Origin of the sequence: Segatella copri (genome assembly GCF_009494395.1) — a bacterium.
In the GTDB taxonomy this organism is placed as follows: domain Bacteria; phylum Bacteroidota; class Bacteroidia; order Bacteroidales; family Bacteroidaceae; genus Prevotella.
Genome location: NZ_VZCB01000079.1, coordinates 348,562 through 373,794, shown reverse-complemented (window position 1 = coordinate 373,794; position 25,233 = coordinate 348,562). Strand labels below are relative to the sequence as shown.

The window sequence follows — 25,233 nt, the reverse complement described above, 5'->3', positions numbered from 1 at the left end:
TTTTGAGTATTAATAACTTATTTAATAATCGTCTCGTTTTAACGGGACACTAGTGAATTTGGATAAATGTAGAGACACTTCAAATCCTTTTCTATTTACTTTTCCTCTACTTTCTGTTGATGATTTATCCTCATCGTTCTGAAATCCGGTGCAAAAGTATATGAAATTCGTATAACCTCCAAACTTTTTTACCCTGAAAAATACTGAAAAATGCTTTTTCTTATCATTTAAACCACTGATTTATACTTAAAGTTGTTAAATTCTGCATTTTTTCTCTCTTTTATGATTGATTTATGATTGAATGTTGTAATTTTGCAGCGATTTATTCTGGAAACGGATAAAATATTAAAAAGAACATGAATCCGTAACTTTGTGTATAAGTAAACGAAATAAATGCATACCAAGCCAAAATGGAACTAAAAATTCGTATTATAAATCTGATATTGAGAGTTGAGCACCATCTGTGCCCGATTTACTGCGGTGTCGTCGATCGTCACCGTGTCATTGCTTTCCTGTTGCTTACTTTAGCTGAGATGTTTATCATCCCATTCCATCTATCTTTGTTCATCGCGTTGGGTGAACCATGGGGACTTAGCCTTACTGTCATTCATGCTTTGATATTGCTGGGCTTGCAGTTTGCCATTTGGAAAAGAAAGCTCGCTTTCTCTATAGGTATATCTTCCGTTTATCTTTTGTTGTTTTCCAAACTGGCTATTGATACAGTTTTCTGTTCTATTTTTGGATGCGAAACGGATGAAGTGAGCATTATCAGTAATATATTTATTATGTTCATACTTGCCATTACTGCCCTTACGCAACAGTTGAAAAAGACTTCTTTGGTAATTGTTATTGGTATGCTGCCGGTCATCTCCTTCTTTTTTGCCCGCAATAATTGTATGTCTACGCTATTTAGTGTCAAGGCGATTTTCCTTGGCTTTATACTGATGGCTTATGCTGCAATCTACCAAATGAAGGAGATTACCCGAAACCTGCGCCAACCTAAGCGAATTACCAATATTGAAAAGAAAGCATTGGATATGATTGCCAATATGGAGGATTCAAAAGTTGATAAAACCGGTAGCCTGATGGAGCATCTGACACCGGAATTACGTGAACGTATTATTAATAAAGCAACAGAGCATATCCGTAAGGAAGAAACTGATAAAATATTATGGAATCAGGTTTGCGAAGGCTTTACCAATAGTGAAAAACAAATCTGTAAGCTGGTTTATGAGGGAAAAACACTGAAGGAGATGTGCGACTTGCTGAATAAATCAGAGTCGAACATCACCAGTCAGCGTAGCCATATCCGTAAGAAATTGAATATGGATAGAAAGGACGATTTGCGTCAGGTCCTGGAAGCGAGAATCTCCCAGATAAGGGAGACCTCTCCTATATCTTAGTCTTCCATTCTCAGGAATGCCTTTGGCAGATATTGTATGATATCGCTGGCAATGAGACTTTCCTTGCCCAGATCTTTTGCGGCAAGGTCGCCTGCCAGACCGTGTAGATGCATTCCCAATCGGCAGGCATCTGCCTGCTTGTATCCTCGTGCCAGGAGGGCTGTGATGATTCCTGTAAGTACATCACCGCTTCCGGCTGTTGCCATGCCACTGTTGCCGGTAGAGCAGAATTCTACCTTTCCATCCGGATGGCAGAGGGCAGAATAGTGGCCTTTTAATATAATGTACGCCTGTAAGCGCTCTGCCAGTTCGCTGGCTTTCAAGAGCCGTTCGCTGCAACTGCTGCTGGTATTGCCAGCCAGGCGGTCCAGTTCTTTTGGATGGGGTGTGAGGATGATGTCCTTTGGAAGTTGCTGCATCCAGGCACGGTGGCTGGAGAGAATGTTCAATGCATCAGCATCTACGACCACCGGACAGCTGGCACGGCGCAGTTGGGCTATCAGGGCGATGGCGGTAGTCTCGTTGGTTCCCAGTCCAGGACCGATGCCCATGGCATGGAAGTTCTCTGTTTCCACCGGCTCGCTGAAGATGGTTTCTTCAGAATCCATCTGAAGTACCGCTTCCGGTACGCTTATCTGCATAATCTCGTAGTTGCGTTTGGGCGTATGTGTAGTCACTTTGCCCACACCGCTTCTCAAGCATGCCTTGGTAGCAAGGACCGATGCACCGCACATGCCATAGCTTCCGGCAATGATGAGTGCATTGCCCATGTTGCCCTTATGCGCAAAATCATTACGGGGATGCATCAGCAGTCTGATGTCCTTTTCCTCAAGGATGCTGTATCTGCAATCTGTATTCTTGATATATTCTGTAGAAAGTCGGATGTCAAGTACTTTCAGATGCCCCAGGTATTGCTGGTTGTCTGCCATCAGCATGCAGAGCTTTTTCTGCTGAAGGGTAAGAGTCTGGTCAGCCCGGATAATGTTGGAGTGGATGTTGTAGGAATTATCTTCGGTCATCAGTCCCGAAGGAATGTCGATACTTACCACCTTGGCAGCACTCTGGTTGATGTATTTTACCATAGCAGCAAAACCTCCAGCCAGCGGTTTGTTCAGTCCGCTGCCAAAGAGACCGTCAATCACAAGCGTACCTGCTTCGAGCTGTGGAGGATCGAAGTTGAGAACGACTTCCGTGAATTTCACTCTTTTTGCTTCCTGGAGCCTTTTCTTGTTGGCTGCACAGTCTGCTGAGAGTTTATTGTGTACATTGAACAGATATACATTCACCTGATATCCATCCTCGCTGAGCAATCTGGCAACAGCAAGGGCATCGCCACCATTGTTGCCGGGACCGGCGAAGACGACCACGGGTGTGCGGTTGGTCCATTCTTCCTCGATGGCACGAGTCAAAGCTTTGGCAGCGCGTTCCATGAGGTTGAGCGATGAGATGGGTTCATGCTCAATGGTGTATTTGTCTAGCTCATGTATCTGAGCACTTGTAAATATCTTCATACTTCGATTTATGTTAAAACTATGATGTTTGGGTAAAAACCTTGACATTTATTGCTTTCTAAATGCAAAAGTACTAAAAAAAGGTGGATGAAAGCATGATGTTTCATGTTTTTTTCGTATTTTTGCAGAAAATATTATATTTAAAGACGATGGGCATAGTAAAAATCAAGGATAAGAGCTTCAAAACATCGATTCCTGAAGCTGAGATTCTGAAGAAAGTACAGGTCGTAGCCGACCGTATCAACAAGGATTACGAAGGTAAGAAGCCGGTATTCCTGGCAGTGTTGAATGGTGCGTTTATTTTCGCAGCCGATTTGATGCGTATGATTACGGTACCGAGCGAGATCTCGTTTGTGAAGTATGCTTCCTATGAGGGTACCACCTCTACTGGCAGCATGAAGACACTCATGGGCATCAACCAGGACCTGGAAGGTCGGGATGTCATCATTGTAGAAGACATAGTTGACTCTGGTTTTACCATGGTCCACATGATAGATGAACTCAAGAAGAAGAATCCGGCTAGTATCGAAGTCTGCTCTTTGCTCGTAAAGCCAGGCAACCTGAAGGTTGATTTGGACATCAACTATGCCGTGATGGAAATTCCTAACGATTTCATCGTAGGATATGGATTGGATTATGATCAGGAAGGCAGAAACCTCCGCGACATCTATACGATTGTAGAGTAATACAACATATAATTTTATATATATATTTAAGGTAAAAATGAAAAATATCGTAATTTTCGGTGCTCCAGGTGCAGGTAAAGGTACACAGAGCGACAAGATGATCGAGAAGTATGGTCTCGGTCACATTTCAACAGGTGATGTACTTCGTAATGAAATCAAGAATGGTACAGAGCTTGGTAAGACAGCTAAGGGATTTATCGACAATGGTCAGTTGATTCCTGATGAGTTGATGATCGACATCCTCGCAAGCGTATACGATAGCTTTGGTAAGGAGCACGCTGGCGTAATCTTCGATGGTTTCCCACGTACTACTCCACAGGCTGAGGCTTTGAAGAAGATGCTCTCTGAGCGTGGTCACAAGATTGCAGCCATGATTGAGTTGGCTGTTCCTGAGGATGAGCTGATGGCTCGTTTGATTAACCGTGGTAAGGAAAGTGGCCGTTCTGATGATAACGAGGAGACTATCAAGAAGCGTCTCAATGTTTATCACACTCAGACTGCTCCGCTCATCGACTGGTATGAGAAGGAAGGTATCCACCACCACATCGAGGGCCTCGGTACAGTAGATGAGATCTTTGCTCGTGTTTGCAATGTAATCGACAACTTGTAATCAAGATAAAATAATCTTCCCCGCAGCAGCGGGGAAGATTTATTCGTTAAATAAAAGAAGAATCTTTCGTTCAAATAAAAGAAGATTTATTCATTCAATTAAAAAGAAAAAAATAAATGGCTGAATCCAATTTCGTAGATTATGTAAAGGTCAACTGCCGCTCTGGTAAGGGTGGTAAAGGCTCCATGCACCTGCGCCACGTAAAGTACCAGCCTAATGGCGGTCCAGATGGTGGCGACGGCGGACGTGGAGGAAGCATCTATCTCCGCGGCAACCATAACTACTGGACGTTGCTGCACCTCAAGTATCAGCGCCACTTCTTCGCCGAGCATGGTGGAAACGGTGGCCGTGATAAGTGTCATGGAACCGATGGCAAGGATATTTATATCGATGTGCCTTGCGGTACCGTGGTTTATAATGCCGAAACAGGCAAGTTTGTATGCGATGTGGCTTATGACGGGCAGGAAGTTCTGCTCCTCAAGGGCGGTCGTGGCGGATTGGGCAACTTCCAGTTCCGTACCTCTACCAACCAGGCTCCTCGCTATGCACAGCCGGGCGAACCTATGCAGGAGATGACCATCATCATGGAGCTCAAGCTCCTTGCCGATGTAGGTCTGGTAGGTTTCCCTAATGCCGGTAAGTCAACTTTGCTGAGTGCCGTATCAAGTGCTCGTCCTAAGATTGCAAACTATCCGTTTACTACGCTCGAACCATCGCTGGGTATCGTAGATTATCGCGATCACCAGAGTTTTGTCATGGCTGATATTCCTGGCATCATCGAGGGCGCGAGCGAAGGAAAAGGTTTGGGCTTGCGATTCCTCCGCCATATTGAGCGCAACTCTCTGTTGCTCTTCATGGTTCCGGGAGATACTGACGACATCAAGAAAGAATATGAAGTATTGCTGGGCGAGCTGAAGAACTTCAATCCAGAGATGCTCGACAAGCATCGCGTGCTGGCTATCACCAAGTGCGATCTGCTCGACGAAGAACTGATTGAAATGCTCAAGGAAACCTTGCCTACCGATCTTCCGGTGGTCTTCATCTCGTCTGTTACCGGACAGGGTATCCAGAAACTGAAGGATGTGCTCTGGAAGGAACTCAATTCTGAGAGCAACAAGCTTCAGGAGATTACTGCCGAAGATACGCTTGTTCACCGTGACAAGGATATGTCTCGCTTCCAGCAGGAACTGGCTGCAGAGGGCGAGGATGTAGTAGAATATATTGATGAGGATGAAATCGAGGATGTTGACGACCTCGATGATTTCGAATACGAGTAATCTTGACTTTGAACTTTGAACTTGGAACATTGAACTTTATGATATGCCCAAAAAGTCATAACGTTCTGTTTTCGGAGTTCAAAGTAAAAAGTCTAATCATAAAGTTCAAAGTTCAAAGTTCAATGTTCAAAGTATATAGCATAGTTTCTGGCGTCATGGCTTTCTCTACTACCCGCAAGGGAGGAGTGAGCCAGGGCAACTATAGCGAATTCAATATCAACGAATATTGCGGTGATTTTGCCGAGCATGTTGCAGAGAACCGCAAGCGTCTGGCTGCTGAGCTCGGTATCACTACCGACCATATCATCATGCCCCATCAGGTGCATGGAGTAGAGGTGCGCAATATTGCCGGCGAGTTTCTCACCATGCCTGAGAATATCCGCAAGATGGTGCTCGAAGGTGTAGATGCCGTGATGACTGACCAGAAAGGTGTATGCATCGGTGTTTCTACTGCCGATTGCATCCCTGTGCTTCTTTATGATGAGGAGCATCAGGCAGTGGCTGCCATCCATGCCGGCTGGCGTGGCACGCTGGCTCGCATCGTGCATAAAACCATTCAGGAGATGGCGTTTACCTATCATACCGACCCGAAGAAGTTGAAGGCTGTGATAGGTCCGGGCATTTCGCTCGACCATTTCGAGGTGGGCGATGAGGTTTACGAGGCTTTTGAGCAGGCAGCTTTCCCTATGGAAGAGATTGCCGAGCAGCGTCCTAATGCCGCCTTCTCGGTTGATCCTGCTGAGCGTGAGCGCCTGGCAGCTGAGGGGAATATTGTGCAGCCGCTGAAATGGCATCTCAATCTTCCGCTCTGCAACAAACAGATACTTCTGCATTGTGGAGTGGCCGAAGAGAATATCCAGGATTGTGGCATCTGTACTTTTGCCCACAGCGATGAGTACTTCTCTGCCAGAAAGCTGGGTATCGAGAGCGGCAGAATCTTCACAGGTATCTTGTTGAAGTAAAAGCCTGCTAGCAGGTAAGTATCAGATAGTTTTCAAGATAACATCCATTTTTCCTTTTCTTTCAGAACGGAGAGGGAGAAATGGATGTTTTTCAGTTTATAGTTAATAGTTTATAGTTTATAGAACATATAGGGATTTAGAAAGAAAAAGTAAATAATGAAAAGAATGAAAAAAGGATTGCGGCTATTGGCTGTGGCAGGATTCATGGTGTTCTCGCTGAGCAGCTTTATGCCCGCTAAAAATGTATTCACGGCAGCCGAACAGCAGCAGGTGAGTATTGCAACACCCGGTCTCTTTGCCCAGAGTCAGGCATTTAATGTAGACTTTGAGATATTCCGTGCTAAGGAATATTCCTTCCCGCTTCCTGTGGGCAAAGCAACCCTTCTGAACAATAATGTGTTGCGTATCTCTACCTCTAAAGGCGATGCTGTCAAGGCGATGCTCGAAGGTTATGTGCGACTTTCCAGAAAGTCGGAATCTATGGGTAATGTCATCGTGGTGCGCCACGATTGCGGTCTTGAAACCGTTTATGCCAACAATGCCGAGAACCTGGTTAAGGTAGGACAGCATGTGGATGCCGGACAGACGATTGCCATTGTAGGCTCTAAGGAGGGGGAAACTTATTGCGACTTCTCTATCATGGTGAATGGCGGTAGGTTGAATCCGGAAACTTTCGTAGAGTTGAAATCGCATAAGTTGCGCCGCCAGACGGTGCAGTTCCGCAAGCAGGGTGCCCGTGTCAGCGCTTCGGTTATCGGTGGCAAGGATTCTTCTGTAGGAAGAAATGCTGAGGCTGACAAGGAGGCATCTGGCAAGAAAAAGGGTGGAATAGGCGATGGAATGACGCTCGACCCTGATGAGGTTAATGATCCGTTTACCATTACCAATACTTTCGAGCTTGATTTGGAGAAGATAGAAAAGACTGCCTGGGCTTATCCTCTGCCTGGTGCCAAGGTAATCAGTCCTTATGGAGGCAAGCGCCGCCATTCGGGAGTTGACCTCAAGACGTGCCCGAATGATGAGATTGTGGCTGCCTTTGATGGTACGGTTGTTGCATCAGGACCTTATTTTGGCTATGGCAACTGTATTCGTATCAAGCATGCTTATGGTTTCGAGACGCTCTACAGTCATCAGAGCAAAAACAAGGTGAAGAAAGGGGATAAGGTAAAGGCTGGTCAGGTAATCGGTTTGACGGGCCGCACCGGTAGGGCTACCACAGAGCACCTTCATTTCGAGGTTAGCTTTGATGGTAGACGGCTGGACCCAGCCATCATCTTCGACCACAGCAACCATAAGCTGAAAGCCGCTACCTTGCATCTTACCAAGGGAAAGGGTGTGAAGAGCGTCAAGAACTGATAGATAAGCGGCAATATCTTATCATGATTTCACTTGCTGCAAAATAAAGCAAAGAGGGTGTGTCATAAGTCCTATGACACACCCTCTTGTTTTTTCCCTTAAGGCTAATTGTATTTACCCTTAAGGCTAATTATATTTTTCCTTCTTATTTCTTCTTCTGGGATTTACGATTGGCTCTCTGCTGGCGATACTTTGCCTTCTGACGGGCAGAGCCACTACCGTGAGCACCCGTTATGTACTTTTTCTTCTTGGCTTTGGTCTTCACCTTGTCGTCGTCATCCTTCTTAGGACCACCGCCGCCTTTGAAGACCATACCGCCCATGATAATATCGTCAATGTCACTCATATACCTTAATTATATAATAAATTAGTGATGGAAGAGGCGAACGTGAGTAAACGCCATAGCGATGCCGTACTTGTCGCAGGTATCAATAACATTATCGTCACGGATACTACCGCCTGCTTCTGCTATGTATTCAACACCACTCTTGTGAGCACGCTCAATATTGTCGCCGAATGGGAAGAAAGCATCACTACCAACGCTCACACCCTTGTTCTGTGCAATCCAAGCCTTCTTCTCCTCGCGGGTCAATGGCTCAGGCTTCTCAGTAAAGAACTGCTCCCAAACACCGTCCTGCAATACATCTTCCCACTCATCAGAGATGTAGACATTGATGGTATTGTCGCGGTCGGCACGACGGATCTTCTCCTTGAAAGGCAGGTTCATCACCTTAGGACACTGGCGCAACCACCACTCATCAGCCTTAGAACCAGCCAGACGGGTACAGTGGATACGGCTCTGCTGACCGGCACCGATACCGATAGCCTGACCATCCTTCACGTAGCATACAGAGTTACTCTGAGTATACTTCAGGGTGATGAGCGAGATAATCAGATCGCGCTTAGCCTCAGGAGTGAAAGTCTTGTTCTTGGTAGGAACATCCTCGAAGAGAGCAGGATCATCGAGCTTCACCTCGTTGCGTCCTTGTTCGAAGGTAACACCGAACACCTGCTTGTGCTCGATAGGAGCTGGCACATAGTCAGGATCAATCTTGATAACACAGTAGGTACCCTTGCGCTTCTCCTTCAGAATCTCGATAGCTTCAGGGGTATAGCCTGGAGCAATGACACCATCGCTTACCTCACGCTTGATGAGGAGAGCTGTAGCCTCGTCGCATACATCGCTCAGCGCAACAAAGTCGCCATAAGAGCACATGCGGTCAGCGCCACGCGCACGAGCATAGGCACAAGCCAATGGAGAGAGCTCAAACTTGACATCATCAACGAAGTAAATCTTCTTCAATGTGTCGCTCAGAGGCAAGCCGATAGCTGCACCGGCAGGAGAAACGTGTTTGAAACTAGCGGCAGCAGGCATTCCTGTAGCAGCCTTGAGTTCCTTGACCAATTGCCAGGAATTGAAGGCATCCAGGAAGTTGATGTAGCCAGGACGGCCGTTGATCACTTCGATAGGAAGTTCCCTTCCGTCATCCATATAGATGCGAGAAGGTTTCTGATTTGGATTACATCCGTACTTAAGTGCTAATTCTTTCATCTTCTAAGAAATGTTTTTTGGAATTTGGCGCAAAGTTACAAAAAATGATTGAGATATTGGACTTCTGTTTCGTAAAAAGCCCTAAAAAACAGCATTTTTATGATATAAAGCATTTTTTTTACCCCAAAACATAAAAAAGTCGGGAAAAATGAACTCTGTTTCATTCTTTTTCAGTACTTTTGTTCCCAATTAGAAAATATGAGAGGATTGTTATGAAACAGGATTTGAAAGTCCTTGCTGAACACTTAGAAAAGAAGGTTGGCAAGGCACATGTTTTCCACAAAATGTGGGATGTATTGAAAGGGAAGGAGAAGCCTTCCCGCCAGACTTTGGACAAGTTGGCGCTGCTCGCCGGATTCCAGAGTTGGGATGATTTCCAAGGTGCTTTACACGGCACGGAGGATGGGCTCGTGAATTATGATGCGGGCGAAAAATAAAAGAATGGAACATGGTTGGTTTAGCTGTCAACCATGATTTGTTTGAAGGTTTTTGGTTAAGATTATTAGCATAAAAAAGGGAACCCGGTCGTGAGACTGGATTCCCTTTATTTTTTCTGATTAGGTCTCCTAAGAAAAATTATTCTGCACCCTTAGTTACAGTCTTCTTCTCAGCGATACGAGCCTTCTTACCAGTAAGCTTACGCAAGTAATACAACTTAGCGCGACGAACCTTACCATGCTTGTTCACCTCGATAGAATCGATAGCTGGTGACTCGATAGGGAAGATACGCTCAACACCTACAGTACCAGACATCTTGCGAACTGTAAAACGCTTCTTGTCACCATGACCAGAGATCTTGATAACAACACCACGATAGAGCTGGATACGCTCCTTAGTACCCTCGACGATTTTGTAAGCGACTGTGATAGTATCACCTGCCTTGAACTCAGGGAACTTCTTGCCGGTTGCAAATGCTTCTTCAGCAACTTTAATCAAATCCATTTTTTGTATAAAATTAAAAATTGTTTGTCGTTCCAACGCAACATGGACTTGGACAACACTTCTGCCCAGACAACAGCGGTTACGCCGAAAAGCGGGTGCAAAGTTACTACTTTTTCTTGTATCTCGCAAATTTTCAGTCACTTTCTTTCTTTTTTCTCGCAGATTTAACTCTTTTTCTTTCTTGTCAACGTCTTTTCCCACAGATTTCACGGATTTCACAGATTTATTTTGTATCTTTGCGCTCTAAAAGTATTTAGTGTATTAAGTATGAAGAAAAAAAATAGTATCAAGATTTACCTTGCTTCGGCAGTCATGCTGCTGATGGCAAGTCCGGCTTTCGCCCAGAAATACAAGGTGGCGAAGGTGGAGAGAACCCGAATATTGGTTGATCAGAAATGGGATGCACAGCCTGATGCTGAGGCTGCCCGGTTTATCGCTCCTTATAAGAGTAAGGTAGACAGTATCATGGGTCCTGTTGTGGGTCATATTGCTCATGATATGATCCGTCACCGTCCAGAGAGCGAACTCAGTAACTTGCTCTGTGACATCCTGATATGGGGTGGCAAGCAGTTTGAAGAACAGCCGGTTTTCGCTGTTTACAATATGGGCGGCATCCGTTCTAATCTTGCCAAGGGTAAGGTTACTGTAGGCGATGTGAACGATATGGCTCCTTTCGAGAACAAAATCTGTTTCCTGACCCTGAAGGGTGATAAGGTTCTGGAGCTTTTCCAGCAGATAGCTCATCGTGGAGGCGAAGGCTTGAGCCATGCTGTTAGAATGGTTATCACCAAGGATGGCAAGCTGAAGAGCGTTACGCTGAACGGTGAACCTGTAGATCCGGAGAAGAGTTATCGCATTGCTACCCTCGATTATCTTGCCGAGGGTAACGACCAGCTCGTAGCCTTCAAGAGCGGAACCGATGTCTTTGCTCCTAAGCAGAAAGAGAACAATGTGCGTTACATCATCATGAATTATTTCCGCGAGATGCAGGCACAGGGCAAGGTGGTGGAATCCAAGATTGAAGGCAGATGCTCAGTTGATAGTTTATAGTTAACAGTTTATAGTTTATAGACGATAGTTTATAGTTGATAGTTCTGATGAAACATACATTATTATATATAGGTCTGGTTCTGGCATCTTTCGTGATGCAGCCAGCAGCCGTTCAAGCTAAGGCTAAGAAAGAGGCAAAGGTGGTAAAGCAGCTCGTAGTGCTCCATACCAACGATACGCATTCATGCGTGATGCCAATCAATCCGAATCTCGCAGATACGGCAACAGCAAATCGTGGCGGTTTTCTCCGTAGGGTGGCGATGATTAAGGAAGAGCGCAAGGCGAATCCCGACTTGCTGCTCTTTGACAGTGGCGATTTCTCACAGGGTTCACCTTATTACTCTCTCTTCAAGGGAGATGTAGAAATAGGACTGATGAACGAAATGAAATATGATGCCGCTACCATCGGCAACCACGAGTTCGATTTCGGAATAGACAACATGGTGCGCATCTTCAAGATGGCGAAGTTTCCTATCGTCTGTTCCAACTATGATTTCACAGGTACCGAACTGGCAAATATCGTAAAGCCTTACACCATTATCAAGCGCAAGGGACTGAAGATTGGCGTTTTCGGCTTGTGTCCGGAACTTGCCGGTCTGGTAATTGAAGCCAACTATGGCTGCATCAAATATCTCGATCCTATCGCCAAGGCAAAGGAAATGACAGAGATATTGAAGAAGAAAGAGAAGTGTGATGTCATCATCTGCATCTCCCACCTGGGCTGGAAGATAGATGGCATCGACGATTCTGAGGTAGCCCCAGCCACCCGTGACATCGACCTGATACTGGGCGGTCATAGCCATACCTACTTCAAGCAGTTGGAGTATCTGAATAATCTCGATGGCAAACCGGTGCCAATCGACCAGAACGGCAAGAGCGCTATCTGGGTTGGCAAGATGACTTTGGATATCGTAAAGAATAAATAAAAGAAGAAGGTAGATACCTGGCAAAACGCGAGGTGTCAGCCTTCTTGAGAATCCATGAGAAGTTATAAACCATATATCATCAAACTATGCATCGTTTTCCTCTGCTTTTGGGGCTGGATACTTACCGGTTCAGCCCAGAAAGTAGAGACAAACGATTATTTCTATGTGCTCAATACCCAACAGGGCCTTTCTGATAATTGTATCCTACAGATGATACAGTTGGCAGATGGCAGGTTGGCAGTGAGAACTCGCAAGGGTATCAATCTCTACAATGGAAGGCGTTTCACCTTTATCCCTCTTCCTGCAGAAAAGGCAGAAAGCATCACGAAATACAAGGGGCAGACGCATCTTTATGCTGATAGCCAGGATAGACTTTGGGTAAAGGAATATCAGATGATATTCTGTATTCTGCTTTCAGAGGGCAGACTTCAGGAACATTCTCTTGATTCTCTGCCAGGAAATGGAAAAGAGAATAAGATGAGGATAATCCCAAACACTCCTACTGGGAATGCTATTCAGGACCTGTTTGTAGATAGCAGGAAGAATGTCTGGGTTGTTATGGGTGATTCGCTGCTCAATACGCAGGATGGCAATCTGATTCATTTGAAGAAGGAATGGGGGTATCTGCAGGATTTGGATACTGATGGCAAACAAGTTTATGCTTTCATGGATTCGGGAATCGTGGCGGTTTTTCAGAGAGATAAGCTGGTTTATGCCGCTTCTGCCTATTCAACAGCCGAAGTTCAGCATTATCGGAATACCTCGCTCACTATTCAGACGCAGAGCGGACAGTTTTACCAGATTAGGACCGGACGTGATGAGAAGAACAAGGCGGATGCTTCCATTTTCCTGCATTTTAATCCGGAAACCCGGAAGTTTGCCAGGATATTCGCATGCGATTACATCTTGCATACATTGAATATGTCATCAGACAATCAGGCTTTGATCAGCAGTCAGCATGGTTATCTGATGTTCGACTTCAAGTTGGGAACTACTCCACGCGAGGTAAGGGAATTGTCTTTACCTGATGGAAAATCGCTCACCACGGGCATCAATACAGTTTATCGGGATAAGGAAGGAGCCATCTGGCTGGGAACCTATCACGATGGTCTAATTTATGTTTCACCTATGTTGGGTCTCTTTTTTACGATAGACCAGCCCTGGTGGCAGTCGGGATGGGCGATAGCTGGCTTTGTTGTCTTCCTTGCGACTTTGGTGGGCATTATCACTCTTTATCTTCGTAGAAGAAAGAGGATAAATGTAATAAATACTGATTCTATTAAAGATGAAGTTCCTTTATTGCCAGCGGATAGCCAGCAGCAGGAAACAGCCGAAACTCTTAATCAGGAGCCTGAACTGATACTTCAGGTGCGTGCTCTGGTAGAGCAGCATCTTGAAGATGGCGAATATGGTGTAGAGCAACTGGCGAGGGACCTCTGCATGGAGCGGACGGGACTTTATAAAAAGCTGACGGCTCTGATCGATACTACTCCTGTGGCATTTATCCGCAGTATCCGCCTTCATCGTGCAGCAGCCTTGCTTCAGGAAGGGAAGCTTAGTGTGAATGAAATCGCCGACCGAACGGGCTTCAGCTCGCCCAGTTATTTCACTAAGTGTTTTAAGAAGGAATTTGGCGTATTGCCTTCAGAATATAGATAAATCGTGCCGGAATAGCCTTGGAAGGGGCTTTTTCGGTATGATTCAACAAATGTACCACTCGAATCATCATTTGTTTTATCCCTTTTCTAACATTTAGCATTACCTTTGCAGCAGAAATCCAATCCTATGTATTTGGAATTGGATAAATCATAAACCCTCTAATAAAATAAACAAAAGTATGCTAAGGAATTTATCTCTCATTGCCCTTTTGGGCATCGCTGCCGTTGGTGTTCCAAGTGAACTCAGCGCCAAGAGCGTAAAGGTGGCAAGCACCCAGAAAGGTGCGGCTGCCAAGTCCATCACCCGTCAGGTGGCTCAACAGAATGTAACCATCGAATTCTATTCACCATCCATCGTCCGCATCTTGAAATCAGATGCCGGTGTTGGTGCTTCCGTTCAGAAGAAAAGCTATTCAGTCATCTTGAAACCTCAGCAGATGAAGGGGATTCAAATACAGGAAAACGGGGATATTGTAAATATTAAGTCTAGTTTCATTTCCGTCGAACTGAATCAGCAGACAGGCGAAATCCGCTTCCTTTCGAAGGATGGAAAACTGTTGCTTACCGATACGAAGACCCGTCTGGAAGCCCGCAAGGATGAAGCCAACAAGGGTAAGTACCGCATAGAGCAGGACTTCCGTCTTGCCGACGACGAGGCCATCTATGGATTAGGACAGCTGCGTGATGTTTATATGAATCAGCGTGGCCGCCAGAATATTGAACTCTGGAATCATAACACTTACATTGCTATCCCTTATTTCACCAGCGAGAAAGGCTATGGTCTTTACTGGGACAATGCGGGAAAAACCTATTTCAATGATGTGGTAGCATCCAGGAACAATAGCAACCAGCCATCATGCACTTCCTTTACCAGCGAAGTGGGAACCTGCGCTGACTACTATTTCATGTACAAGGATGGTACGCAGGATGGAGTCATCGCCAGCATCCGTGAACTCACCGGACAGGCAACCATGTTCCCGAAATGGGCAATGGGCTTCTGGCAATGCCGTGAGCGCTATAAGACCAGCGATGAACTGGCAGGCGTATTGGACAAGTATCGTGAACTGAAGATTCCTACTGATGCCATCGTGCAGGATTGGCAATATTGGGGATGCGATTCCAACTGGAATGCGATGAAGTTCCAGAACCCATATTATATTAATAAGGTGGGCGACCCAGCTTATGCCAAGTATCTTCCTACTGATATGAAGCAGATGAAGGCACAGGGCGAGCCTCGACTGAAGAGTCCGGAGGAAATGGTGAAGTATGTTCATAAGAACGATGCCCACCTGATGATTTCCATTTGGTCAAGTTTTGGTCCTTGGACCGAACAGTATCGTGAGCTGAAGAAGATGAATGCTCTCCTTCCTTTCGATACCTGGCCAAGAAACAATGGCGTGATGCCATACGATGTTTTCAATCCGAAGGCTCGCGACCTCTATTGGAAATATCTTTCTCATCTCTACCAAATGGGATTCGATGCCTGGTGGACCGATTCTACGGAACCAGACCATTTTGAGAAGCCGGGTGATGAGAACTACCAGACCTACGATGGTTCATGGCTTGGAGTGAAAAACGCCTTCCCATTATTGCATAACAAGAGCATCTATGAGCATCAGAGAGCGATGAAGGGCAACACAAAGCGTTCGCTCCAGATGACCCGAAGCGGCAGTTTTGGTATACAGCATTATGGCACTCTCTGCTGGAGCGGCGATGTGTTAGCTTCCTGGAACGAGATGAAGAATCAGATTCCATCGGGTTTGAACTTCTCGCTCTGTGGCATTCCTTTCTGGAATACCGACCTGGGTGGTTTCTTCTACTGGGAGTTTGAACAGAATCCTAAGAATCCTGCTGTTCAGGAATTGCAGACCCGTTGGATGCAATGGGGAACCTTCATGCCATTGATGCGCAACCACTGTTCTGCACCGATGGTAAGCGAACTGTATGAATTCGGAAAACAGGGCGACTGGGCTTATGATGCCATGATTAAGAGCATCAAGCTGCGCTATCGTCTCCTTCCTTACATTTACAGTACAGCAGGCGACTGCGTGCAGAATAGCGGAAGCATGATGCGTGCCCTGGTGATGGACTATGCGGCAGACAAAAAGGCTTCCCGCCTGAACGATGAGTATCTCTTCGGTCGCAACATTCTGGTGAAGCCGGTAACCGATCCTTTATACACCTGGAAGGATAAGGAGAAGAAGGGCCATACCATCTATCCTGATGTAAGGAAGGCAGCTGCGCCTGTGAATGTTTACTTGCCAAAGGGTAATAAATGGTATGATTTCTGGAGCAACACCCAGTATGAGGGTGGCCAGGATATCCAGCGCCTTTGTCCTATCGACATTATGCCTGTATTCATCAAGGCGGGTACCATCCTGCCATTCGGTCCTGAAGTGCAGTATAGTTCAGAGAAGCCTTGGGATGAGCTTGAAATCCGTGTCTATCCTGGTGCCAATGGAACGTTTACGCTCTATGAGGACGAGGGCGACAACTATAACTACGAAAAGGGTAAATTCTCTGAAATCAAGTTTGTGTGGGATGAAGCAGGAAGAACCCTGAGCATCGCACCACGCAAGGGTAGTTATAAGGGAATGCTCCAGCATCGCAGATTCCACATCGTGCTGGTGGGAGCTGATAGCGGAACAGGCGATCAGCCTATGCAGGCAAGCAAGAGCGTGGAATATGACGGGAAGGCAGTAAAGGTACAACTATAAGATAAACGGTTTTAATAAATCACTCAAGTTTCGCAAGTGGTTTAAGTACGGGCTGAAGGCCCAAAAGCTCCTAGCCCAGGGCATCGCCCTGGGTATAATAGCAATCAGCAAGGCGCCCTGTAAGGGCAAAAGCTTTATGTGTTGCTTGGAGTTTTAAAGCTTTTGCCCATACAGGGCGACAGGTTTGCGTCCGTAATTACCCAGGGCGATGCCCTGGGCTAGGAGCTTCTGCCCTTTCAGGGCGTGTGGGGCAAAACTTGCGAAACTTGAATAAATCACTGAACTTTCGCATGTGGGGAAGTTAAGGGAAGTTAGGGAAGTTAGAGGGAAGTTAAGGGACAAATGTCCTATGTTTAAGCTAGAAGACTATTGTCTCTTAACTTCCCGAACGACCGTAGGGAGTGATAACTTCTTTAACTTCAATTAATTCCCTCACTTGCGAAACTTGAATACTTATATTTGGAAATGATAATATGCATATCGTTTCTTTGAGATATAATACTAAAGAAGAAGGTTGATACCAGGCAAAACGCGAGGTATCAACCTTTTCTTTTATTATCTATTCCTAAAATATTAATCTTTTCTCAAATCCTTATTCCTTGTTGGAAGAAGCATAGAGACCGATGCAGGCACCGATGAAGCCGCCGCTTTTCTGGGTGCTCAGGTTAGAGGCGTCCACACCCTTGGCAAGCAGCTGCCAGCTGCCGCCTTCTTCGGCATAATAGAAATCATAATATCTGTCATGACCTTCTACCTTCAGCTTCAGCTTGCCAGCCTTGATAGGAGCAGAGGCGATAGTAACATTGTTCTTCTCGGCACGGGTCAGAGTAATCATCAGCTTGCCCTTCTTCATGGTCTTACCCAATACGAAGTTGTGGTCTTCCTTCTGGAGAAGTGCCAGACCTGCGATGTCCTTGTCGTTGCGAGGAGTAAAGTTGATTTCAGTCTCAGCTGTGAATGTGCTGTGCTGCTGACGTGCCCAGATGGCAGACATCGGCTCACGCTTGTAGATATTGCCTGGCAGGAGGTTCATCTTCAGTTTGCCGTTCTCTACCTTGTAGCAATCTGTAAAGTCGCGGAGGAACATCCAGCGTGGATTCAACTCTTTCAGACCCGCCTTGTTGTTATCTACCTCGAAGTTATCAACATAAGAGAAGTTGCCTGAGAACTCATTCTTCTCTGCAGGTTTCAAGCCAGCCTTCTCTCCAACGCTAGAGATAGGAGTGTTCTTGGCAAGAATCTCTGGCCATCCATTCTTCCAGGTTACAGGCAGCAGATAAGTATCGCGGCCTGTGTTGTACATATCCTCTTCGTAAGGGCGGCAAGCCAGGAATACAGCCCACCAGTTGCCCTTGCCATCTTCTACGATATCAGCATGACCGGCACTGGAAACTGGGTCCTTGCGGTTAGGGTCGAGACCGGTACGCTGGGTAAGGATAGGGTTGTTAGGGCATTCCTCCCATGGTCCCATCGGATTCTTGGCACGCAGGATAACCTCGCTGTGCCATCCGCCTGTACCACCTTCGGCGCACATCAGATAATAGAACTTGCCTTTCTTGAAGAGGTGAGGACCCTCAATCCAGATAGGACGCGCCTCTACATGGGTTCCTCCACGGAGAATCTCCTTGAAATCGCCCTTGATACTGTCGCCCTTCACGTCGAATTCGAAGCAGCGGATAGAGCGCTGACCCTCGTAATCGGCACCGCCAACAACCGGACCATTGTGAACGATATAGCCCTTGCCGTTGTCATCGAAGAAGAAGCTAGGGTCGATACCGTCAATCTTTCTCAGATAGATAGGCTCGCTCCAGCCCTTGGAAGGATCTTTTGATTTCACAAAGAAGTTGCCGGCTCCCACGTTGGTGGTAATCATATAGAAGGTCTTGTTCTTCTTGTTGTAGCTGATGGCTGGTGCAAAGATACCACCCGAAACGTGCTGTCCCTTCAATGGAACCTGTGATGTGCGGTCGAGCACATGACCGGCAGGCTGCCAGTTGACCAGGTCTTTACTGGTTGAGAGAGGCACACCAGGGAAGAAGGTAAACGAAGAGTTTACCAGATAGTAGGTGTCGCCTACGCGGCAGAGTGATGGGTCTGGATAAAAACCAGCCAGCACGGGGTTGTAATACTGGTGAGTCTTGTCGATTTCAACATTGAATCGAGCGTCATTGCCCGCATACTTGAAATAGTCAAACTCAGCTGTCTGCGCCTGTGCAGCGGCAGCAAGCGTCAGGGAAAGCGATAAGATTGTAATTTTCTTCATTTTATTATTGGGTTTAAAATTACAGAATGAGTATCTGAATTCATGGCTGAAACATGTATTCATAAAACTGCTGCAAAGTTACCGCTTTCCTTTTAAATATACCCCCATAAAATGTTACCAACACTTTGCAGAGTTTATCATAAACTTTTCGATTTGTAACAAATACTTTATTTCAGGAAACATCTTGCCTTTTCGGTTGTGAAAAGGCTAGATTTTCCGGTGTGCCTGCATATAATCGCGAGGCGAAGAGCCATAAAGGTTCTTGAACATGGTGCTGAAGCTGGCTGGGTTGGAGAAACCGCAGGTAAACATGATGTCTGATATCGTCTTGTTAGAGTGGCTCAGCAATTTTTCGGCATACTGCAGACGGGTATTGCGGATGAAGGCATGTGGTGTCTGGTTGGTCAGCTCCTTCATTCGGCGGTGCAGATGCACACGGCTCAGTCCAACCTCGCGGGCAATCATATCCACACTCAGGTCTTCATTATCCATGTTATCATTGATTACTTTCATCACCTGTTCCATCAGCTGGTCTTTTGGCGACAGGTCTTTTTCTATCGCGAGCTGCTTGTCGCTCTGGCTCTCACTGCCCGTAAACTTGTTTTTCAAAGTACGGCGAACGTTGAGCAGGTTGATGATGGTGCGGCGCAGAATGTCAATATTGAACGGCTTCACCACATAGGCATCGGCACCCGACTGCAAACCGGTCAGCTGGTCTTCCTCTCTGCTCATTGCTGTAAGCAGAATCACCGGAATGTGGTTGGTGTTCACATTGTTCTTAATCTTGGTGCAGAGCGTATTGCCGTCCATCTCAGGCATCATGATATCTGTGATAACGAGGCTTGGCTTCTGCTTGATAATCTCCGGCAGTGCCTCCTTTCCGTTGCAGAAGGTAAGGATATTGTAGGTTTCCTGAAGTTGGGTCTTCAGGAAATCACGTATAGCCTCATCGTCTTCTACCACAGCGATGGTGCTCTTTACCTTGCTCATGAAATCTTCTTCGGTTCCATTGGCTGCATCCTCTTTATTTTCTTCCTCTATGTTTTCTTCCAGTTCCTTAATTTCTTTAGCTGCCTGTGGCTCCGGTGCATCTGTCATTTCTTCCGGTTTCAGATGTTCGTTGCCCAGAGGCAGCGTGATGAGGAACTGGCTTCCTTCCGTCCAGTCGGCTTCATCAAGTGTCCTGTTGTTGGCGGCTGTAATGGTTCCGTAGTGCAGTTCCACGAGCGAGCGGGTCAGGTCGAGACCGATTCCCGTACCTACATTCCGGTCGTTGGAAGAGGTGGGACTCTGATAGAAACGCTGGAAGATGGTTTCGAGCTTATCCTCTTGAATGCCCTTTCCGCTATCCTTGATGGCGATGCGGACATGATGAGGCGAGTGGGAGAGGGTGATACGGATTCTGCCGCCTGTCGGTGTAAACTTGAAGGCGTTTGACAGGACGTTCATCAATACCTTGTCAAAGTTGTCACGGTCTATCCATACTGGGAGAGCCTTGTCTTCGTGTTCAAAGGTGAATTGGATGCTCTTGGCAACCGCCTGCTGGCAGAAGAGTTTGTATTCATCGCCAATAAAGGCAACCATATCGGTTTCGCTCATGTGCATCACCATCTGTCCCTTGTCAATCTTTCTCAAGTCCATCATCTGGTCAATCAGGTGCAGGATTCGTTCCGAGTTCTTGCGCATTATATCGTAGATGCCCTGTCGGTGGGCATCCTTATCTTCCTTGATCAGCGTGAACAGAGGGGTGAGGATGAGGGTCAATGGGGTACGGATTTCGTGGCTGATGTTCATGAAGAACTTCAGCTTCGCTTCGCCCATCTCTTCGGCATGGATATGCTGCTGCAATATAAGCTGGTCTTCCATCTTGCGTTTGCGATGCTTGATATAGAGCAGACAGAGTCCCAGGAATGCAAGCAGATAGCAGAGTCTTGCCCAGATGCTGGCGTACCAGGCTGGGTGAACGATAATGGAGAACTCCTTGACAGGGGTTTCGTATCCGTTGCAGATGGCCTTGACACGGAACTTGTAGGTACCTGCTGGCATGTGTGAGAAAGAAAGTTCGTTCAGACCAGGCTGTATGGTTCGCCAATCCTCACCATTGATGCTGTAGGCATAGCTGATCTGTTCTACATTATTATATGTAAGAGTAGACAGCTGGATGGTGAAGGTGTTATCATCATACGACAAGGAGAACTTGTCGCTGTTGTATACACCTTTGTCGGTGATGGTATAGATGCCCGATTCCATATCCTGGTATACAGGTTTGTTGCCCACAAGAAGTCCTGATATGGTAACTTTCGCCTGCCAAGGATGCTGTTTCACCTTGTCCGTATCAAACCAGTTGATACCACCGGTTCCACCCATCACCAGCATTTTTCCTCCCCAGAGTGTGCAGGCTGCAGCATCGCTGAACTCATTGCTCTGCAAGCCATTGTCTGAGTAGTACTTGTTGATAGTTCCTTTTTCTGTATCTATCTGGTTTAAGCCACCGGTAGTTCCTATCCAGATTCTGCCCTTGTAATCTTCTATGATGCTGGCTGCGCTGTTGTCTGAAAGTCCAGTTTCCGTGTTGTAAATCTTCGGATTGGCATATCCCTTCTTCGGATCATAGCAGATTGCTCCGTCTTCTGTGCCAAACCAAACGCGGTTCTTGCTGTCAGCGTAGACGCAATGAGAGAAACAGCCCTTGTTCAGACAGTTGACGCCACCGAAAGTGGAAGTCCAGCTATTCTTTTGCTGGTCATAGCAAGCCAGACCTACAGAAGTGGCAACGAAAACCAGCTTACCATCTTTTGAGATGCTGAGTTTCACGAGGTAATCGTTAGGAATACTGTTCTTCTTCAGGTCGTTATCTGCGCCATATAGTGCTTTCCATTGCTTGATGCTTCCATCTGGAGAAAGGCGGAACAGTCCTTCGCCCATGGTGGCAAACCAGATATTGCCCTGTGGGTCTTCCTGGATATCGAAGATGCCCGTCTGGTTGCCAATGCCTAGGCTGAATGGATGGAAAGAGCCCCCCGCATCTATAAATCCAATGCCGTCAGTATAGGTTCCTACCCATGTTCTGCCCTTCTGGTCTTTGCAGAGTGTCAGTACCGTGGTGTTGCTTAATAATGGCTGTTGATACTACCGGTTTTTAGGTCAAAGAGGTAAAGACCATCCTTGTCGGTGCCCACCCAGACTTGATTGCCCTGGTTGGGACACAGACTTGTGATGCTGTTTTCGCCTATCACGTTGCGGTTGCCCAAACGGTAGCCCATATAGTTGAAATCACATTGAGCCTGCGACTGCATGAATACGCCCTTCTGGAGCATACTCACCCAGATGTTTCCCGTAAAATCTTCTATAATGCTGGTAACCTTGCTCTTGGCAAGATTTACTTCGCGGCTGAACAGGGGATTATTTTGCAAGAATCCTGTTATAGGATTATACACAAAGATACCCATACCGTCGCAACCGATAAACAAGCGCTGGTCGCGGCTAATATAGATGCTTTCAATAGGAAGATTGCCTATGCCGGCTATCTTGGTGAAGACGGTTGAACCTGTCTTGAGAAGATAAACACCATCATTCTTGGTTGCAAGATAAATGTTGCCCTTGTTGTCTTGTCTGATATCTTGTGCTTCCAGTGTTTCTGCTCCAGGAATCTGTTTGGTCAGTTTCCCTTTCTTGTCGGCACGGCATAGTTTGCCGTTCTCCTGGATAATCCAAAGTCTTTCCTGTTTGTCTTCCAGAATCTTATGTATGAATTTCAGGTTCTCCACTTCGCCCTTCATGGCATAGCATACTTCTGCATCTTCTTTCTTGAGCATAATTCCATATCCCGATGTAACTACGGCTATATCCTTGTTTTTCAGACGGTAAACCTGAGTTACAAAGGTTCTGATAGGCTGATTCTTGGAGTCAAGTAGTGGAATGTTGGCAAAACTCTTTCCATTAAATAAAAGGAGCGAGTTGTTTGTACCCAACAGAATATGCCCTTGGACATCTTGGGTAATGCAGTTGATATAATTGCTGGTCAGACCTCTGTTGTCTTCTTTGGTTTTTCTGATGACCATAAAGTTATAGCCATCATAAACGTTCAGACCGTTACGGGTGGCAATCCAAATGAAACCATTTGAATCCTGGAACACCTGAGTGGCAAGGTTGCTTGAAAGCTGCTTGTCTGAATTGAACAATTTTCCTCGCTGCGCCATCAAGTTCTGCGCAGTGAGACAGAGGATAAACATCAGTAAAAGACCGATGTATCTCACTATTCTGAGGTTCGATTTCATGGAAATCATCATGATTCTTGGTTTCATTGTCTTTTTGCTTTTTTATATTCGTTTGCAAAAATACGAAATAAATGGGAGAATAGTGCACGGAAATGTATGTTTTTTATAGAATGATACTAAAAAGATGTTAAAATGTTACGTGGGGTAAGGTCGATGTTACATGTGATACGACAGAAAAACTATTGGTTACTTGTTATAAAGTATGTATGATAGATTTGAGGTATCTTTGCAGCAGTTTTAAGTTATGTTGATTTTAGTAGTTTTGAATATGTAGGTTAGTTAGGTTTATAGGTTTATATAAATAGGTTTAAGATTTTCTAAATGATTTAGATATTATGGTTTTTATATAGAATCATGATTAATTGGTTTTCGGGAATGGTGCGTAGTGATTACGCGCCATTCCATTTTAAAAGACCAGCATCCTTTTCTGTAGACTTGAACCTGACAATCCTCCATGATTTGATATGAAGACTGACAATATATGATAAATCTAAAAATAATTGTAACAATGAACAGAAAGAAATTGTTAATATCACTCGCTATGACTATGCTGTCAATGGCGGGACTGGCTGCCGATAATCTGCCGGCACTCCGTGTGCAGGGTAAGAATCTGGTAGATGCCAATGGTAAGACCGTTGTCTTACATGGTGTGATGGATACGCCGAATCGCTACTTCAATGGGTGGAGATGGCAACAGTGGAAGGCTGACTATTCGGAGTCAGACATAAAGCCTTGTCTGGAATATTTCTCCAAGCAGTTTTCGGCTATTACCGACAAGGAGCAGGGAGCTTACTGTACCGTGTTCCGTCTGCACATGGACCCTTGCTGGACCAATGATCCGAAAAAGAAAGCAGAAAACGAGGCAGATATCTCGGCATTCGACATGAAGCGCTATCGTCTCTATCTTCAGAAGCTCTACATTCCTCTCATTAAGGATGCCATCGCTCATGGACTTTACGTCATCGTCCGTCCGCCGGGTGTCTGTCCTGGTGATATCAGTGTCGGCGACAAGTACAACCGCTATCTGAAGGGTATCTGGAAAACATTTGCTGCCGATGAATACATCAAGCAGAATGAAGGAGTAATCTCCATCGAACTTGCCAATGAGCCTGTGAGAGTACATCTTTCAGACGGAACGAATTCAGAAAGGGCTTTGCACGATTACTTCCAACCGGTAGTGGATGTAATCAGAAGCCAGGGTTTCAAGGGAATCATCTGGGTTCCGGGCGCCGGTTATCAGAGCCAATATCAGGACTACGCCAAGTATCCTATCACCGATAGCGAGGACAATTTCTCTTATGCAGTACATGTTTATTCCGGATGGTATAATGCCAGCGACAAGAACTGTAATCACGATGCCTTCATCAAACAATTCCAGGCTCAGGTGCCTATGGTTACCAGCAAACCTATCATGGTAACGGAGATAGACTGGAGTCCGGAAGATCCTGACAAGGCGAGCGAAGGTCACTACAACGAGTGGGGACAGTGGACACAACCTAACCTGGGAAGCTGGGCAACAGCATCTACCTCAAAATGGGGATTGGCTTGGAAGGCAGTTCACGACCATTTTGGCAATATCGGAATGACATTGACTCATCCGCAGGAATATTACGATATTGATGAGTACTTGAAGAGCGGTAAAGTGCAGCCAGGTTTCCAGAATGCCAAGAAGCACGGACTGTTCGAAGAGTGTTGCGGCTATGCCTGTATGAACTGGTATAAAGAATGGTATTTGAAACAAAATACAACAGGAATTAAACAATTAGAAACCCAGGCAGACGTGGTTTCCACCTTATATTATAATATAGAAGGAAAAGAGGTAGAAAAGCCAACTTCGGGTGTTTATATAATAAAACAACTGTTAAGTAATGGAAAAATACGTTCTCGCAAGGTTTTTCTGAAATGATAAAGTTTCTGTTACACCACGCAAAGTAAGTTTCGAAAGAAATCCATACCTTTGCCGCCGTGAATAAACAATTTTAGTGCACGCCTAAATTTTTAAAGCATAAATCAAAAATGAATAGAACATGATTGAACAAGTGT

General features: G+C 45.8%; 19 protein-coding genes and 1 pseudogene. 12 read left to right on the top strand and 8 right to left on the bottom strand.

The features are described from left to right. Positions 1 to 410: 410 nt before the first annotated feature. Complete coding sequence (locus tag F7D73_RS11080) at positions 411 to 1,403, top strand: helix-turn-helix transcriptional regulator (protein ID WP_153124690.1); 993 nt, start codon at positions 411 to 413, stop codon at positions 1,401 to 1,403. Here the strand turns inward: F7D73_RS11080 and F7D73_RS11075 are convergent. Continuing rightward, positions 1,400 to 2,914 carry an NAD(P)H-hydrate dehydratase gene (locus F7D73_RS11075; RefSeq protein ID WP_153124688.1) on the bottom strand — a complete coding sequence of 505 codons (1,515 nt, stop codon included), beginning with the start codon at positions 2,912 to 2,914 and terminating at the stop codon, positions 1,400 to 1,402. The two genes, F7D73_RS11080 and F7D73_RS11075, sit on opposite strands and share 4 nt — an antisense overlap. Before the next feature lie 149 nt (positions 2,915 to 3,063). Here F7D73_RS11075 and hpt point away from each other — a divergent pair, with 149 nt between their 5' ends. The 5 genes from hpt (at position 3,064) to F7D73_RS11050 (ending at position 7,805) form a co-directional block, all read left to right on the top strand. Continuing rightward, complete coding sequence (hpt, locus tag F7D73_RS11070) at positions 3,064 to 3,600, top strand: hypoxanthine phosphoribosyltransferase (protein ID WP_153124686.1); 537 nt, start codon at positions 3,064 to 3,066, stop codon at positions 3,598 to 3,600. Between the two features lie 37 nt (positions 3,601 to 3,637). Further along, positions 3,638 to 4,210, top strand: a complete 573-nt coding sequence (locus F7D73_RS11065) for an adenylate kinase (protein WP_153124684.1) — start codon at positions 3,638 to 3,640, stop codon at positions 4,208 to 4,210. 116 nt (positions 4,211 to 4,326) lie between these two features. Further along, positions 4,327 to 5,487, top strand: coding sequence for a GTPase ObgE (gene obgE, locus F7D73_RS11060; RefSeq protein ID WP_153124682.1), 1,161 nt, complete (start codon positions 4,327 to 4,329; stop codon positions 5,485 to 5,487). A gap of 122 nt (positions 5,488 to 5,609) precedes the next feature. After that, positions 5,610 to 6,449 carry a peptidoglycan editing factor PgeF gene (gene pgeF / locus F7D73_RS11055; protein WP_153124681.1) on the top strand — a complete coding sequence of 280 codons (840 nt, stop codon included), beginning with the start codon at positions 5,610 to 5,612 and terminating at the stop codon, positions 6,447 to 6,449. A gap of 165 nt (positions 6,450 to 6,614) precedes the next feature. Beyond that, entirely contained in the window at positions 6,615 to 7,805 is a 1,191-nt protein-coding gene (locus F7D73_RS11050; protein ID WP_153124679.1) for a M23 family metallopeptidase, read from the top strand. A gap of 145 nt (positions 7,806 to 7,950) precedes the next feature. On the opposite strand, the gene F7D73_RS11045 is transcribed toward F7D73_RS11050, so the two are convergent. Together F7D73_RS11045 and F7D73_RS11040 are read right to left on the bottom strand one after the other, a co-directional pair. Continuing rightward, positions 7,951 to 8,151, bottom strand: coding sequence for a hypothetical protein (locus tag F7D73_RS11045; protein WP_006848784.1), 201 nt, complete (start codon positions 8,149 to 8,151; stop codon positions 7,951 to 7,953). A gap of 21 nt (positions 8,152 to 8,172) precedes the next feature. Next, a complete protein-coding gene (locus F7D73_RS11040) occupies positions 8,173 to 9,357 on the bottom strand; it encodes a phosphoribosylaminoimidazolecarboxamide formyltransferase (protein ID WP_153124677.1) in 1,185 nt (394 codons plus the stop codon). A gap of 212 nt (positions 9,358 to 9,569) precedes the next feature. Between F7D73_RS11040 and F7D73_RS11035 the strand changes: the two genes are divergently transcribed. Further along, positions 9,570 to 9,794, top strand: a complete 225-nt coding sequence (locus tag F7D73_RS11035; RefSeq protein ID WP_153082714.1) for a hypothetical protein — start codon at positions 9,570 to 9,572, stop codon at positions 9,792 to 9,794. Positions 9,795 to 9,933: 139 nt separating this feature from the next. Here the strand turns inward: F7D73_RS11035 and rplS are convergent, their stop codons facing one another. Then, on the bottom strand, positions 9,934 to 10,299 hold the full coding sequence (gene rplS, locus F7D73_RS11030; protein WP_118086221.1) for a 50S ribosomal protein L19: 366 nt from the start codon (positions 10,297 to 10,299) through the stop codon (positions 9,934 to 9,936). A 267-nt stretch (positions 10,300 to 10,566) separates the two neighbouring features. Here rplS and F7D73_RS11025 point away from each other — a divergent pair, with 267 nt between their 5' ends. The 4 genes from F7D73_RS11025 to F7D73_RS11010 all read left to right on the top strand — a co-directional run bounded on the left by F7D73_RS11025 (position 10,567) and on the right by F7D73_RS11010 (position 16,650). After that, positions 10,567 to 11,349 carry a 5'-nucleotidase C-terminal domain-containing protein gene (locus F7D73_RS11025; RefSeq protein ID WP_153124675.1) on the top strand — a complete coding sequence of 261 codons (783 nt, stop codon included), beginning with the start codon at positions 10,567 to 10,569 and terminating at the stop codon, positions 11,347 to 11,349. Positions 11,350 to 11,444: 95 nt separating this feature from the next. After that, positions 11,445 to 12,275, top strand: coding sequence for a bifunctional metallophosphatase/5'-nucleotidase (locus F7D73_RS11020; protein ID WP_153124712.1), 831 nt, complete (start codon positions 11,445 to 11,447; stop codon positions 12,273 to 12,275). A 54-nt stretch (positions 12,276 to 12,329) separates the two neighbouring features. Further along, positions 12,330 to 13,934, top strand: a complete 1,605-nt coding sequence (locus F7D73_RS11015; protein ID WP_153124673.1) for a helix-turn-helix domain-containing protein — start codon at positions 12,330 to 12,332, stop codon at positions 13,932 to 13,934. 178 nt (positions 13,935 to 14,112) lie between these two features. After that, on the top strand, positions 14,113 to 16,650 hold the full coding sequence (locus tag F7D73_RS11010) for a glycoside hydrolase family 31 protein (RefSeq protein ID WP_153124671.1): 2,538 nt from the start codon (positions 14,113 to 14,115) through the stop codon (positions 16,648 to 16,650). Positions 16,651 to 17,242: 592 nt separating this feature from the next. Here F7D73_RS11010 and F7D73_RS11005 read toward each other — a convergent pair. From F7D73_RS11005 to F7D73_RS16225, 4 genes and pseudogenes are all read right to left on the bottom strand, one after another. Continuing rightward, entirely contained in the window at positions 17,243 to 18,913 is a 1,671-nt protein-coding gene (locus F7D73_RS11005) for a glycoside hydrolase family 43 protein (protein ID WP_153124669.1), read from the bottom strand. Between the two features lie 207 nt (positions 18,914 to 19,120). Further along, a complete protein-coding gene (locus F7D73_RS11000; RefSeq protein ID WP_262884888.1) occupies positions 19,121 to 21,838 on the bottom strand; it encodes a hybrid sensor histidine kinase/response regulator transcription factor in 2,718 nt (905 codons plus the stop codon). A gap of 21 nt (positions 21,839 to 21,859) precedes the next feature. Next, positions 21,860 to 22,009: pseudogene (locus F7D73_RS16350) on the bottom strand (hypothetical protein); the annotation flags it as partial. 14 nt (positions 22,010 to 22,023) lie between these two features. Next, the gene (locus F7D73_RS16225; RefSeq protein ID WP_228117715.1) at positions 22,024 to 23,217 is read right to left on the bottom strand and encodes a ligand-binding sensor domain-containing protein; all 1,194 of its coding nucleotides are present in this window, start codon (positions 23,215 to 23,217) and stop codon (positions 22,024 to 22,026) included. A 481-nt stretch (positions 23,218 to 23,698) separates the two neighbouring features. Between F7D73_RS16225 and F7D73_RS10995 the strand changes: the two genes are divergently transcribed. Next, positions 23,699 to 25,096: a cellulase family glycosylhydrolase gene (locus F7D73_RS10995; protein WP_153124667.1), complete on the top strand. Its 1,398-nt coding sequence runs from the start codon at positions 23,699 to 23,701 to the stop codon at positions 25,094 to 25,096. Positions 25,097 to 25,233: the final 137 nt, after the last annotated feature.

Bases quoted from the DNA above. Each gene is read 5' to 3' on its own strand.
- hpt (WP_153124686.1), top strand. From the start codon at position 3,064: ATGGGCATAGTAAAAATCAAGGATAAGAGCTTCAAAACATCGATTCCT.
- F7D73_RS11010 (WP_153124671.1), top strand. From the start codon at position 14,113: ATGCTAAGGAATTTATCTCTCATTGCCCTTTTGGGCATCGCTGCCGTT.
- F7D73_RS11035 (WP_153082714.1), top strand. From the start codon at position 9,570: ATGAAACAGGATTTGAAAGTCCTTGCTGAACACTTAGAAAAGAAGGTT.
- pgeF (WP_153124681.1), top strand. From the start codon at position 5,610: ATGTTCAAAGTATATAGCATAGTTTCTGGCGTCATGGCTTTCTCTACT.
- F7D73_RS11005 (WP_153124669.1), bottom strand. From the start codon at position 18,913: ATGAAGAAAATTACAATCTTATCGCTTTCCCTGACGCTTGCTGCCGCT.
- F7D73_RS11080 (WP_153124690.1), top strand. From the start codon at position 411: ATGGAACTAAAAATTCGTATTATAAATCTGATATTGAGAGTTGAGCAC.
- F7D73_RS11050 (WP_153124679.1), top strand. From the start codon at position 6,615: ATGAAAAAAGGATTGCGGCTATTGGCTGTGGCAGGATTCATGGTGTTC.
- F7D73_RS11065 (WP_153124684.1), top strand. From the start codon at position 3,638: ATGAAAAATATCGTAATTTTCGGTGCTCCAGGTGCAGGTAAAGGTACA.
- F7D73_RS11045 (WP_006848784.1), bottom strand. From the start codon at position 8,151: ATGAGTGACATTGACGATATTATCATGGGCGGTATGGTCTTCAAAGGC.
- F7D73_RS11000 (WP_262884888.1), bottom strand. From the start codon at position 21,838: ATGGGCGAAGGACTGTTCCGCCTTTCTCCAGATGGAAGCATCAAGCAA.
- F7D73_RS11020 (WP_153124712.1), top strand. From the start codon at position 11,445: ATGCAGCCAGCAGCCGTTCAAGCTAAGGCTAAGAAAGAGGCAAAGGTG.
- F7D73_RS10995 (WP_153124667.1), top strand. From the start codon at position 23,699: ATGAACAGAAAGAAATTGTTAATATCACTCGCTATGACTATGCTGTCA.
- F7D73_RS11040 (WP_153124677.1), bottom strand. From the start codon at position 9,357: ATGAAAGAATTAGCACTTAAGTACGGATGTAATCCAAATCAGAAACCT.
- obgE (WP_153124682.1), top strand. From the start codon at position 4,327: ATGGCTGAATCCAATTTCGTAGATTATGTAAAGGTCAACTGCCGCTCT.
- F7D73_RS11015 (WP_153124673.1), top strand. From the start codon at position 12,330: ATGAGAAGTTATAAACCATATATCATCAAACTATGCATCGTTTTCCTC.
- F7D73_RS11075 (WP_153124688.1), bottom strand. From the start codon at position 2,914: ATGAAGATATTTACAAGTGCTCAGATACATGAGCTAGACAAATACACC.
- F7D73_RS16225 (WP_228117715.1), bottom strand. From the start codon at position 23,217: ATGAAACCAAGAATCATGATGATTTCCATGAAATCGAACCTCAGAATA.
- F7D73_RS11025 (WP_153124675.1), top strand. From the start codon at position 10,567: ATGAAGAAAAAAAATAGTATCAAGATTTACCTTGCTTCGGCAGTCATG.
- rplS (WP_118086221.1), bottom strand. From the start codon at position 10,299: ATGGATTTGATTAAAGTTGCTGAAGAAGCATTTGCAACCGGCAAGAAG.